The organism is Methanobrevibacter sp. V14, assembly GCF_963082475.1.
Taxonomy (GTDB): Archaea; Methanobacteriota; Methanobacteria; order Methanobacteriales; family Methanobacteriaceae; genus Methanocatella.
In genome coordinates this window covers 64394-77849 of sequence record NZ_CAUJAM010000007.1, presented here as the reverse complement: position 1 = coordinate 77849, position 13456 = coordinate 64394, and the positions used below count along the sequence as shown (strand labels likewise).

Genomic DNA, 13456 nt, shown 5'->3' with positions numbered 1-13456 from the left:
CTAAATTAATGTTTTAATAAATTCTTTGATGTATTTGTCAAAAAATTCCCAAGTATGTTCCCCTTCATCACCAACAAAAGTAGCATCAATTTCTTTTTCTCTTAAAAACAAATAAAAATCAGCACATTTACTAAATAAAAAGTCATCAATACCGCAAGCGAGATAAATATCCGGAATATCCTCAGTATGCTCAATTAAATATCTTGGATTAATATCGGAGCCTTCAATTTTATCCAAATCACCAAAAATTGATTCATAAAACTCTTTTGAGTATAAAACATTGTTATCATCAGTATAGTTAACCAGATCATCAGTAATCAGTGCTGGTGAAATCATTCCAATTTTTGAGAAATTTTTAGAATACTTTAACCCATTTCTAACAGCCCCATAACCGCCCATTGAAAATCCGGCAATGAATGTGTCTTCCCTTTTGTGAGAAAGTGGAAATATGTTTCTTGTAATGTCCAATAATTCCTGACCAACATATCTGCCATAATGAGCATGTGCTTTTTTATTGTCTAGATAAAAACTATTGTCTCCACAAGGAATTACAATAGCTATTCCACTATCTTCAGCAAATTTTTGAACAGAAGTGTTTGCAAGGATTATATCATCACTACCATATAATCCATGAAGTAAATACAATGTTTTGTAAGGTTGCGGTACAATTTCTTCCCTATCTTCTAAAAAATGAATATTATCAGATGGCAATATTACACTAATTGATGTGCGTCTTTGTAAGCTTTTACACTTTATATCTCCTCTAAATAAAACCATTTAATCACCTATTTATTACATGCATTGGAGTTGAGTTTTGTAATTTTTCAAATCCGCAGTATTCATAAAACCTAAGTTCGCTATCATTAGCAATAATAACTATATGTAAATAATCTTTATAATGATTTTTGACTCGTTCAGCCAATTGTTTTCCAATTCCCTTTAATCGATATTCCGGCTTTACAAGCAAATAATGGACATAAGCATTAATTAGCCCATCATCCATAACGCAAACCACACCAACAAGATCTTCACCGTCCCAAGCCGAAAAGATTGAATCATAATTTTTCATAGTTATTGCAAGTTTTTCTGGAAATTTCCCTTCATCTGACTCGAATGAATTAAACAGCTCTTCCAGTTGTCTTTTAGAAAAATTATGTGTATTTTTATAAGTAATTTGTACTCTAATTTAAACCACCCTATATTCTGTCCATTTATTTGAAAAATATCTGTAAATATAAATTCCTGCTCTTACATACCAATCGATAAACATGGCAATCCATGTTCCAAACACTCCAATACCCATCCAGTCTGCAATAACATATGAAAATCCAATTCTGCATATGAACATTACTGCCAAACTTATATACATTACGGATTTTGAATCTCCTGCACCTCTAAATGTTGAGGGAAGAGTAAATGACAATGGCCAAATTACAATTGCAAAAATACAATGCCATATTACCATTTCAGTAGTCATTTGAGCAGTCTGAGCAGATAAATTGTAAATTCCCAATACTGCAGGTAATAGGGCAAATATAATTAAATTAATAACAACATGAGATATTAACACCATCACCAAACATTTTTTATTATAATATCTTGCTTGTTCATAGTCATTTGCTCCAACACAGTTAGATATCACTGCAGTCAAACCTAAATTGATTGCAAAACCGGGCAATACTGAAAAGATTCCAATAGCATAACCAACAGAGTTAGCAGCTATCGCCATTGTTCCAAATGTTGAAACTAAACTTAAAACTAAAACACGACCTAATTGGAATAGTCCATTTTCAACACCATATGGAATGCCGACTTGCAATACTTTTTTAAGTATGTTAAAGTCGAACTTATGCTTAAAAGTTCTTTTAATATGCAGTTTATAGTTTTCATTCACTACAAAGTGCAATATCAATAATGCTGATAAAACCCTTGAGATTAATGTTGGAATAGCTACACCCCTCACATCCCAACCAAGATAATAAATACAAATTGCATTTCCAACAACATTTAATACATCGCAAATAACCAATACTTTCATAGGCAATGTGGCATTATTAGTGGTTCTAAAAATAGCCGCTCCCGCATTGTATATTGCAATAAACGGAATTGATAATGCTACAATATATAAATACATATCTGCATTATGCCACACCTCAGCTTCAATTTGTCCAAATAAAGCACCTATTAAGATTTGTCTTAAAAGGATTACCAATATCATTAAAACAGTGGATAGGATTGTTGAAAACCAAACAAGTTGAGTGGCGGAATCTTGAGCTTTGTCTATTTGTTTATCACCTAAATACTGACCTGCTACAACCGCACCACCTGTTGCAAGTGCTGAGAAAGAAAAAATAAGTAGTTGAACTAAAAAATCAACTAGTGAAACTCCCGATATTGCCGCTTCGCCAAGAGATGCCACCATTATAGAATCAGCCAGACCTACAAAAAACTCTAAAGCATATTCTATTAGAAGTGGAATGAATAAGTATAGCAATGCTTTATTTGTATATAAATAATTTTCAGGAGTTTTAAATAAATTCATAAATTATCTTATAAAGTTTGTACGAGGTTTAGATATTTCAGTTGGAGTTATGCCTTCACTGGCACCTGCTTTTATGCATTTTAAGAAAAACGCCATATTATAAGCTAACTGTCTCATAGTTCCTAAACCTTCTTCATCTTGCATGACCTCTTCAGGAGCATTTCCATGAACCATATTCCAATAAAATGATGAAATAATCGGCATCTGAGAAATTCCCAAATATTTGATTAGTTGATCATAAGTTGCAGTGGTTCCAGCTCTCCTTGCAGAACATACTACCGCTCCAGGTTTATGTTTAAACGCTTTTGCTCCAGCACCGTGTGAGTTTGAATAAAATGCACGGTCTAAAAATGAAGTCATAGAGCCGTTTGCTCCTGCATAATAAACCGGTGAACCAAATACAAATGCATCTGCATCGTACGCTTTTTTTACAAATTCATTTACAACATCATTATCAAATATGCATTTTCCCAAATCACCACATTTACCGCAAGCAATGCATCCAGTTATTGGTTTCGTTTCAATCCAAAAGATTTCAGTTTCAAATCCTTCATCATTTAAGGTATTTGCAACCTCATTTAATGCAGTGTAAGTGCAACCCTTTTTATTAGGACTTCCATTAACTAACAATACTTTCATATAACTACTCCCCTAATCTAAAAGTCTCCATTAATTAATCTCTGAACTAAGAAATGTCCCTGTCTAAATTCAAGGGAACCTTTTTTAACACCTTCCTCATCAAATGATTCACATTCATCCCCATCACGTTGGGAATCGAATATGACAATAGGCACATTATCACGAGTATGAGTTCCAAGGCTAATCGGTGTAGGATGGTCAGGCAATATTGCTCCCCTATATGATTTACCTTCTAAACTTTCAATAATGGGTCCAACAATGAATTCATCGATTCTTTCAAGAGCTTTAATTTTTTCCTCAATATTTTGAGCATGTCCTGCTTCATCAGGCGATTCAATATGGATCAGCAACAAATCAGTTTCTTTTAAAGCTTCAATACCATATTGGCCCTTTGCTTTATAGTCGGTGTCAAAATATCCAGTAGCACCTGGCACATCAACAATATTCATTCCTGCAAAGTTCCCAATACCTTTAAGTAAATCAACACCAGTGATAACAGAAGCAGTGATACCGTAAGTTTCTTCAAAGTTAGGTAAACTTGGAGTTACTCCTTGTCCCCAAAACCATATCATATTTGCAGGCACTTCTCTTTTTTTGTTGACTTCATGGTCTTTAAGGTATTCACCTGCTTCAAACATTATACTTTGAATTTCTTCAGCTAATTCACACTCCCCAAATAAGTTATCTACTAATTTTTCACCGGAAATATCATGAGGAGGTATTGTTTTAATACCAGATAATACCTCAGCATCTTTTATACTGTCACAGGAATATATGAATAAATGTCTGTAACTTACACCAGTGTAAAATTTACCTTTAAAATCAGCATATTTTTGAGTGAAATATTCATTTAATCCATTCATTAACTCATCTGCTTCCTCAGTTGAAATATGGCCTGCATTAAAGTCATCCATAGATCCATTTTCACTATATATTGTGTTACATCTAAAAATTACATCAGCAGGTGTTGTTGGAATACCTTCACTGCCTGCTTCTAATGGTCCGCGACCAGTATAGTAATCAGCAGGATTGTATCCAAAAATGCTCATATTAGCAACATCAGAACCTGGAGTGTATTGTTCAGGAACATTGTTTGTAAATCCTCCAAATCCTTTTTTAGCTAATTTATCAATATTTGGAGTATTAGCTGCTTTTAGTGGGGTTTTTCCATCTAATTCATCTATTGGATAATCACTAGATCCATCTGGAATAAATATTACGTATTTCATGTTATCAAAAAAAGTATGAAAATTAGTATTTATTTTTTAAACTACCAATTAAATCAGTTAACATCGCAGAAGCAGTTTCAAGAGAACCTGCTCCAAGACCAATCACAGATACTTCATCAGCCAAATCTGTTTTGATTGTAGCCATATTTAAAGTACCGCTTACATCATAAGAACTTCCTCTTTTAACCAGACGAGGAGATACTTGTAAGTTTTCAGGAGATATTTCAGCTATTAATTTAATTAAATAATCATCTTTTTTAGCCAATTCAATAGCTTGTGCATTAATATTTGAAATACCTTCAACCTTAACATCATCATATGTTGCATCAATTCCTAAAAGTGAATTTGCTAAAATCACTGTTTTACAAGCCGCATCAATACCTTCAACATCTTGAGTTGGGTCAGTTTCTGCAATACCCAATTCCTGTGATTCTTTTAAAATAACTTCATAATCAGAACCTTCAGAAGTCATCCTTGATAAAATATAATTTGTAGTGCCATTTAGAATACCTTTAATTGATCTAATATCACAAGAGGATAAAGTTTCTTTTGTAAAATTAATAATAGGCATAGATCCGCCAACACTAGCTTCATATTTAAATTCCACACCAGCCATTTCAGCCGCTTCAACTACCTCTTTGAATTTAAGTGCTAAATGTCCTTTATTTGATGTTACTACATCTTTTCCTTGTTCAAACGCTTTAAATGTTAGTGAAAGTGCAGGTTCTGCATCAACGATATTTGTAGGAGTTGCTTCGATAAGACAATCATATTCAACAGTATCTAAAACATCCGCACCATGTTTATTAGACCCGAATTCTGGGTAAGCTGATAAATTTCCTTTTTCTTTTTTGGTTTGTAGGAGCAATTCTTCATCTAAGCCATCTTGTGATATTGCAGACGAAGATGAATCAGCTGCCGCAACAACTTTCACTGCAAAACCAGTTTTATCTTTAATTAAATCTTTTTTCATGGAAAGTGCATTAGCAACACCTTGTCCTACAGAACCAAATCCCATGATAATGACTTTACATTCATCCATAATATCCCTATACTTCATTAATAACTAGCAAATCTTTTTCTCCTGCAATTTCTTCAATTCTATTAAATATGATTTGTTTTTTACCCACATCCGATTCAATATTAATTAAAGCTGTGGATTTCTCTTCACCATTTAATATAATATCAAAAGCTACAATTTCAACACCTGCAAGTTCATTGATTCTATCCATAGTGTCTCTTAAGTCTTGATCTACGATGTGGCCAAAGAAGATAGTGGTGATTTTTTCTTTTTTAACAACCCCATCCATTTCAATAATGGTAAATCCTAAATCTTCAAATCTATTAACAACATTTTTTAAATCTTCATGTTCCCCTTCAAGAGTTAATTGAACTGGAACCATTCCATTATCATTTTTATAATCCCTTTTGTGGACAACAGTTACAAGATTAGCACCTAAACTACTTATTGGTTCTAATGCTTTAACTAATTGCCCCGGAACATCCATAAGTTCTAGAACTAAGTCCATTCTCATATAAAACCCTCTTAATTTGTCCAATCAGCTCTTTTTACAATGAGGTTTCCCTCTTTATCAATATTTGCATTTCTTAATATCTTCTCAGGATTTTTTTCACTAGATTTATCTTCACGAGTTAAGTTTAAATTATCAGTAATATACCAAGTTTCATCTGAATCGGGAATGTTTTCTAATGTTTTTGAAAATTTTTCTATAATCTCTTCAGCATCTTTTTCGATTGTCATATATTAAAACTCCTTTAATATTAATCAATAATATAAGTATTATGTTTTTTAATATTAATAAATTGGCACTTTTAGGCTCTTTCAAAAACTTGTGTGATTTTTAGATATTCACATTGTGTATGTTCCAAAATCATGATTTCAGGTTGAATCTCTTTAAAATTTCATTATATATTTTAAATAATTTCGTAATATGTTTTTAGGAGTTTTATAATAAGCTATTTCTAATTTATTGTTTGTATTATATTAATTTTATGCATCCATCAAAATGTAAAATTAGTTGCCATTGGATGGAACAGGACACACAAGCGACTATGCTGATAAATATTATGCACAAATAAGAGGTAAATCACGAAAAAGCTATATTAAAAACCATATTGCAATCAATGTTGACACATGAATGATCTAAATTACGCAGCAAATAAAGGTCCAAAACATGATACACAATTTGCATTACATTCAATTAGACAATTAATACCATGCAAACCCCCATTACATACTAGCAGACAAAGCATATGATTCAGAAAAAATAAGAAAATGCATAAACAAAGAAGCAGGGCATTCGAGCAAATACCATTAAAAAAAGGTGCGACAACCGGACATTATAGATTAAATAGTGCTACAATCCTTCTGGCATGATGTCTATGCGCGAAGAATGAATGTTGAAAGCGTGATTTCTGTAATAAAAAGAAGGATTTAATGGCGTTAATTTTAGTAGAAATACAAGACTGCAGAATAAAGAAACAAAACTCAAAGAGGTATTACATAACATTTACAGAACCATACAAGTTTTTTATAGGAGGATTTCTAAAAGGTTATTAAATAAATGGATTTACGAATCAAGTTTATTAAAATTGAATGGTTTTAATAATAGTAAAAAACCTAGCTTGACAGCATTGTTTTTGTTCACAACATATAATAACGCTTACGAAATTCAAATTCCATCTAAAAGTGATATAACAATAAAAAATTCCATCAGGAAAAATCTTAAGTTTCAAGGAACTGTAATGGGACAAAATACCAAAATTAACAAAAACCAACGGAATACTTTACAGCAACTTAAAATTCACCGAAATTGAATTTCAACTGTAAAAAGAGAAAAATAAGAAAAAATCATACATTAAAAATAAGTATCAAATCGGACACTCCCAAGAACCTCCTGCAGAGTCTGGAATAACATATTCAATATTAAACTCATTATCATTTTCAGCATTACATATTACACCTTTCTTCATTATTCACCTTTTAAAAATCTATCACAATCAGTTTCATAAAGTTCCTCAAAATAATCAGTGAAAGAATCTTTAGGCAAATCAATACCTTCTTTAACCATTTCATCCCATAATTCATTTGCACCATCTTCACTAACAATGTCCTTTTCAACTGCTTTAGACAAAATCATTGAACTAGTAATGAGTTCAATTTCCAAACTTCCAATATAGTCCTCTACATCACTTAAATTGTTACTTGCTACAATTCCATTATTTAAATGAGCTAATGCCATTGCCGCTGATTCACCCGAACCACAACATTTACCAGTTCCACTCCAAAATCCTTTTTTAATTAAGTTATAATTAGTATATTCTTGAGATGCAAATTGGATTTCTCTAATTTCTACAAATCCTTCTTTTAATTTTCCAAAATTTGTTTTTACAATCGTAGGAGTGTTTTCAACCATGATTTCCTCATACACTTGTTCCGGTATGACAATTTTAGAGAATAATTCTTCTAAAATATAGCCCGCATCTACAAATAAAAAACATTCTAAGCAGTCAGCATCATAGAAAACGGGCTTATTCAAGATTATTCACCTCATTTGAATTATAAAGAATATCATTTCTAAAACTCTTTAATAGTATTTCCCTTCGTTTTCCACCAGTTATCTTTTCATCATCGTATGCTTTTTCTGTTAATCGTATTAACTCCCCTATTGAGGAATACTTCTGATTTTCAGGAGATTCTTTATAAAGGCTAGTATCATAACCTAATCTATCAGCTTCACGAATTATATTTATACCAAATTCATCAAATTGATTTTGAGTAATCCAGTTCAATTTTTTAAGGCGAACAAGCATTGTAAAACGACTGACCTGATAATATTGTTCACATTTGATTACATCTTCTAGTGACCATTCTTCAATTTGATTTTTATTTTTAAACCAATATAGTGCGCTATCAGGCATTAATAAAGTTGAAGCAAAATTATCTGCATTTCTTTCACTTTGACTATTATTATTTACCCCACAAACGATAAAGTCCTCAATATCTTCATAAAGTAAGTGGTATGATTCATGAGCTAATGTAAAATTTTGCCTTCCAATAGTATGATTGGTATTGATGAATATTACTTTGTCTTCTTTTGTTTTGGAGCAACATCCACTAATGTTAGTTTTCATTGGAAACCAAAGTACTGTTAGATTTTTTATGTTATTATATACTAAAGAGCGAATATTTACTGAAGCAAAGCTTTCAATACCCCATTCATGTCTTAACATTTCAGCTAATGCAACACTATTCATATTTACTTGTCACCATCCAATTTTCTTAGTAATTTTAAATATCCTGTAATTTCATTCATTTTTGCAACAACATTTAAATCCACTTTTTCATCACTACGAAATGCAATACTTGATTTTTCATGAGAATCTGTTTCTCCCAATAAATATTCAGGAGAACAATTGTACAATAAACATAATTTATCAAGTAAAGTCATGTTAAAGTTTCTCTCACCGTTTTCTATTTTAGAAAGATTACTTTGAGCAATTCCTAAATAATTAGAAACTTGTTCTTGAGTATATCCATTTTCTCTCCTTAATTCGTTTAGAGTTTTTCCTATTATGCTATTCATGATAATCTCCCCATAGGCATTTAGTATTATGTAATAAAAAATATATAAATATTGTGATTAAAAATATGACAATATTGTAACTGAAGTATAATATTAATTTAAATAAGGAAAATTAGTTTGAAAAGACGATTAACCTGTGACTATTTCAATCCCATTATAGGTCTGATTTTAATATGTCATTACTGACAAACGAGGTTAATCCATCGTATTTCAATCCCATTATAGGTCTGATTTTAATGTGAGGATGGGGAAATTATCTCAGTCAATGAAAGTAATTTCAATCCCATTATAGGTCTGATTTTAATACCTTTTTTGTATTCAACCCCATATGGTTTTCTATATTTCAATCCCATTATAGGTCTGATTTTAATTATCGTTTTCCACTATTAGTATCAAGCAGATGATATTTCAATCCCATTATAGGTCTGATTTTAATTGTTTTTACTGATGCGAAATCCCCCATCTCTTACTAATTTCAATCCCATTATAGGTCTGATTTTAATACATAAATCGCTCCAATGTCGAATATCTTTACCACAATTTCAATCCCATTATAGGTCTGATTTTAATCTGTAGTTTAATCGTCCTTTATATTCTACATAGGTATTTCAATCCCATTATAGGTCTGATTTTAATTCGTAAAAGATGGAATTATCTTAAAAATTTATTAAAATTTCAATCCCATTATAGGTCTGATTTTAATTTGGTAGTTTCCTTGTAAGTGTTTTTACTCCAGTAATTTCAATCCCATTATAGGTCTGATTTTAATTAATATTTATTGTATTAACTAACCATCCATTATTTAATTTTCAATCCAATTATAGGACTGATTTTAATAACGTTTTCATAGATTTCATCAAAAACATCATTATTTCAATCCCATTATAGGTCTGATTTTAATCTCCAGAACCTGCTCCCATTCCAGAACCCGAACCAGATTTCAATCCCATTATAGGTCTGATTTTAATAGGCTCAAATTTTTAAGATTTCGCCTAATTACATATTAAAATTTATCATTTTATACACTTAAAATTGTCGATTACACATTATGTAATTAGTATATAAAAATAAACAAATAGATTCTAATTAATTAAAATTAAATTAATGCATGATACTTCTTTATAAATAGTAAAAAAGAATATTAAAGAGTTTTTAGAAAAATAAATAAATTTTAATCAAATGTAAAATGTTTAACAAAATTTCAATTCAATGTATGAAAAATATTACATAGGATACAATTATATAAAAATCAAATAAATATCAATCAAATTAATAAAAATGAATATTAAAAACTATAAAATTGAGTATATCAAAATATTTCTTCGATAGGAGATTTTTCAATTCCTAATACTTCACGATTTAATAATTCTGCCATTCTCAACTTATAAATAATGATAGAATCAACATCTTCATCAATTATCCTCTTTAAACCATCATAAATTAATTTAAATTCACTTTCTGTGACTTCTCCTTCAAAAACAGAATTTTGAATCCAATATAAATACTGCCTCAAAAATGATTTTACCTTATTAACCCTATCAACATTAATGTCATAAACAATTATAACATACATATTACCACCAAATTACAAAAGGATCATATTTTTTAACACTCAAAATATGTTTTTTAAGTTTATATGCTTCAAGCCTAATTAAACGTTGATATGATACATTTTTCTTTAAATCTTTATGTTTAATTGTTTTTTCTAAACGTTTATTATATTCTTTAATAAACTTGTTTCTCCCTTTATCATTTAACAAACAACAATTCAATTCTTGGTTAAAATCATTTTCAGTAATCATCTTTTTATTTACCAAATAAAATATCAAACGATCAACAAAAATTGGTTTAAAAATTTCACTTAAATCGAGAGAAAGTGAAAGTCTTCTTTCTGAAGGTTCATGAAGATATGAAATTGTTGGATTCAATTGAGTATTATATAATTCAGTTAAAACAGTTGAATACATCATTGAATTTCCAAAACTAATTAAAGAATTAATCATGTTTTTTGGAGGTTGTCTAGATCTTCCTTCCATTTTAAAGTTTTCTGGCAATATTTCATCAAATTTAGTGTAATATTCTGCTCGAATTCTACCTTCAATATTTAATATCTCAGTAATTTTTGTTGTTTTGTCCAATTCTTGAAGTGTATTTTCAATATTGCTTTCAATTTTATAATATTTTAAAACTTTTAAAATATTTTTAGCTGATCCTTCAACAAATAACTAGCTAATTCTATTCTTTGAGGAATATTTAAATAGAAACTTGCTTGTTTTACGAGTAAATCTCCTGAAAGTAATGTTTCTCTTGGATAATAAGATCCACTGTAAAATCCATAATAATTAAAAAAATGAATTGGAATTCCATTTTTAGATAATAAACTCATTACCTGTGATGAGAATGTAATTTGACCATAAGCATAAATTGAATAAACTTTATTAATCGGTATTGGTTTTTTACCTTTTTCATTATGAAAATAAATTGTATTTTCTTTTCTTTTTAATATTCCTTCCGATAAAATATAATAATTCTTTTTATTCATTTTTTCACCATTCATGAAAAGCAAAATTCAAAATAAGCACATTTTCGACAAATTTTAGATTTTTTAGGTTTAGGCATTTTATTCTCATTTATTTTATGGATATCTTTTATCACATTTAATAATTCATCCTCTTTTTCTTTAGTTAGAAAAATTTCTTTTTTCTCTCTATTTTTAGGATAATCTAGAAAACCTTTGAGGTTTTTAATGTCTTTGTTAGTTTTAAGATAATACATATAGTATAATAGCTGAAATTCATGTGATTTATCCATTTTTTGACTCTTTTTACTTCATGAATTTCAATAGAATCAGTTACTTTAATGAAATCAACATTAATTAAATTATCAATTAAATAATCTTTTTCTCTTTTAAATGAAGCTTCATGTAAAATTTTTCCTAATTTAACATTTTCTGATTCGTGTTCTAATTGAATATTATGAGAAAATAACCAAAGCTTTGTTTTACAGATAAAATAATAGTTTATTTGAGTTCCATTAATCATTAAATCAACTTGAAAAAATATTATCATTTTCATATAATCCTTCTTCAAAATTATAACATAAATCAATTATATTAAAATAATAATCAGCAAATGAAAAAGATTGTCCATTATTAGAAGAAAAAAACGTATATGAAATATTTATCATGCATTCAGAAATTTTATTTAAACCTCTTTGTGTAAATTTACCATTATTATTAAATTTATTATAAATATTTTTAATAAATTCAATAGCACTTACAACTTCATTATCATAAATAAACATAGAAGGCAATACTGCAATATTTTGAACATCAATAGTTCTAGTTTGAATTCTTAACTGAGCTCCATCTTCTTCATTAAATGAAGGAGACTTACCAAAAATTAAATCTTCTTCAATAATTTCTTTAAATCGTGATTTAACATCATTAAATTCCTCATAATTATCATTATAAACATCATTCATTAAATTTATACTATTCAAGTATATTTTGGATTATCTTTAAGAATTTTTCTAGTATTGTTAATTATGTGATATTTAAAACTAGATTTCATCATCTTTTAGTATAATAAGGATAGCAAAATCTACCTGTATCAAAAATGTGCATGTAAACTTATAGGATTTATCTAATTTAGAACATTGAATACAATTACATTCATCAGAATTATCATAGGTCATTTTCCTATTATGATATACTCTTTGGATAAGTCATCTAAAGGAGCTAATTCCGAAATAATTGTATCAAATGACATGTTCAAACTAATTTCAGCAACTGAGTCCCAAAATAAATTTTTCTGTTTGGATTAAAACCATATCTTCTAAAAGATTATGATCTTCCTTATCATCTTTGTTATATAAATACATTAGAAAAAGAATCAGCTTTTCTTTTAAAGGCCCATCTTTTTTCATGAATCTAGCATTATATAATAAAATTTGCTTATTAGGATATAAATTTTTAATTTTCTTAAAAATTTTTGAGAAAGTGAGACGTATAACAATAATCCCCATTTTTAGTAATATTTTTCTAAAATATTTTTAACATCTTCAGATAAACAATCTCCATCAAATAGTTTTGAAGAATGGTAAATGAATTTAAAAGGATGTTTCAATTCCTTCTGAATCTTCACCAGAACTTTGAAGTTTACAATAATCTTCATCATCAAATTTATTTTAAAATCTGGAATTGTTGCACTCATAATAAAATGAGGGATCTTTAAAATCGTAATAATTCACATAAAACTTCTATCATAGCTAAAGTATGTGAATCATAATAGTATTCATCAATTATGATTAAACTATTTAAAATATTACCAAATGCTTTAGGAGCATGTTTAAATCCATTGCATAATGATAATAATAAATGATCAATAGTGGAGATATTAAATGGTTTTGAATAAATTAAATTATGATATTTATCTAAA

At 29.0% G+C, this 13456-nt stretch carries 17 protein-coding genes, 1 pseudogene and 1 CRISPR repeat array; all 18 genes and pseudogenes read right to left on the bottom strand.

Annotated elements, in window-relative coordinates:
- Positions 1-777: an alpha/beta hydrolase family protein gene (locus tag Q9968_RS04355; RefSeq protein ID WP_305513833.1), complete on the bottom strand. Its 777-nt coding sequence runs from the start codon at positions 775-777 to the stop codon at positions 1-3.
- 4 nt (positions 778-781) lie between these two features.
- Complete coding sequence (locus Q9968_RS04350; RefSeq protein WP_342765945.1) at positions 782-1126, bottom strand: GNAT family N-acetyltransferase; 345 nt, start codon at positions 1124-1126, stop codon at positions 782-784.
- 60 nt (positions 1127-1186) lie between these two features.
- Positions 1187-2542 (bottom strand): MATE family efflux transporter, encoded by a 1356-nt coding sequence (locus tag Q9968_RS04345; RefSeq protein WP_305513831.1) that lies wholly within the window; start codon positions 2540-2542, stop codon positions 1187-1189.
- A 3-nt stretch (positions 2543-2545) separates the two neighbouring features.
- Positions 2546-3181 (bottom strand): flavodoxin family protein, encoded by a 636-nt coding sequence (locus Q9968_RS04340; protein ID WP_305513829.1) that lies wholly within the window; start codon positions 3179-3181, stop codon positions 2546-2548.
- A gap of 17 nt (positions 3182-3198) precedes the next feature.
- Complete coding sequence (locus tag Q9968_RS04335; RefSeq protein ID WP_305513827.1) at positions 3199-4410, bottom strand: cofactor-independent phosphoglycerate mutase; 1212 nt, start codon at positions 4408-4410, stop codon at positions 3199-3201.
- A gap of 22 nt (positions 4411-4432) precedes the next feature.
- A complete protein-coding gene (locus Q9968_RS04330; RefSeq protein ID WP_305513825.1) occupies positions 4433-5452 on the bottom strand; it encodes a homoserine dehydrogenase in 1020 nt (339 codons plus the stop codon).
- Between the two features lie 7 nt (positions 5453-5459).
- Positions 5460-5945, bottom strand: a complete 486-nt coding sequence (locus Q9968_RS04325) for an amino acid-binding protein (protein WP_305513823.1) — start codon at positions 5943-5945, stop codon at positions 5460-5462.
- Between the two features lie 11 nt (positions 5946-5956).
- Positions 5957-6172, bottom strand: coding sequence for an Asp-tRNA(Asn) amidotransferase subunit GatC (gene gatC / locus Q9968_RS04320; RefSeq protein ID WP_305513821.1), 216 nt, complete (start codon positions 6170-6172; stop codon positions 5957-5959).
- 1231 nt (positions 6173-7403) lie between these two features.
- A complete protein-coding gene (locus Q9968_RS04315; RefSeq protein WP_305513819.1) occupies positions 7404-7970 on the bottom strand; it encodes a hypothetical protein in 567 nt (188 codons plus the stop codon).
- Complete coding sequence (locus Q9968_RS04310) at positions 7963-8688, bottom strand: ImmA/IrrE family metallo-endopeptidase (RefSeq protein ID WP_305513817.1); 726 nt, start codon at positions 8686-8688, stop codon at positions 7963-7965. The genes Q9968_RS04315 and Q9968_RS04310 overlap by 8 nt, the downstream gene beginning before the upstream one ends.
- 2 nt (positions 8689-8690) lie before the next feature.
- Entirely contained in the window at positions 8691-9017 is a 327-nt protein-coding gene (locus tag Q9968_RS04305; protein ID WP_305513815.1) for a helix-turn-helix domain-containing protein, read from the bottom strand.
- 142 nt (positions 9018-9159) lie between these two features.
- Positions 9160-9985: a CRISPR direct-repeat array (repeat unit 31 nt; unit sequence ATTTCAATCCCATTATAGGTCTGATTTTAAT).
- A gap of 341 nt (positions 9986-10326) precedes the next feature.
- Positions 10327-10590 (bottom strand): CRISPR-associated endonuclease Cas2, encoded by a 264-nt coding sequence (gene cas2, locus Q9968_RS04300; RefSeq protein WP_305513813.1) that lies wholly within the window; start codon positions 10588-10590, stop codon positions 10327-10329.
- Between the two features lies 1 nt (position 10591).
- Positions 10592-11559 (bottom strand): annotated as a pseudogene (cas1b, locus tag Q9968_RS04295) (type I-B CRISPR-associated endonuclease Cas1b).
- A gap of 11 nt (positions 11560-11570) precedes the next feature.
- Positions 11571-11792 (bottom strand): Dna2/Cas4 domain-containing protein, encoded by a 222-nt coding sequence (locus Q9968_RS04290; protein ID WP_305513812.1) that lies wholly within the window; start codon positions 11790-11792, stop codon positions 11571-11573.
- A complete protein-coding gene (locus Q9968_RS04285; RefSeq protein WP_305513810.1) occupies positions 11741-12058 on the bottom strand; it encodes a Dna2/Cas4 domain-containing protein in 318 nt (105 codons plus the stop codon). Before Q9968_RS04285 ends, Q9968_RS04290 begins: the two co-directional genes overlap by 52 nt.
- Positions 12059-12062: 4 nt before the next feature.
- On the bottom strand, positions 12063-12500 hold the full coding sequence (locus Q9968_RS04280; protein WP_305513808.1) for a hypothetical protein: 438 nt from the start codon (positions 12498-12500) through the stop codon (positions 12063-12065).
- A 300-nt stretch (positions 12501-12800) separates the two neighbouring features.
- Entirely contained in the window at positions 12801-13043 is a 243-nt protein-coding gene (locus Q9968_RS04275; RefSeq protein WP_305513806.1) for a hypothetical protein, read from the bottom strand.
- A 2-nt stretch (positions 13044-13045) separates the two neighbouring features.
- A complete protein-coding gene (locus Q9968_RS04270; protein WP_305513805.1) occupies positions 13046-13231 on the bottom strand; it encodes a hypothetical protein in 186 nt (61 codons plus the stop codon).
- Positions 13232-13456: the final 225 nt, after the last annotated feature.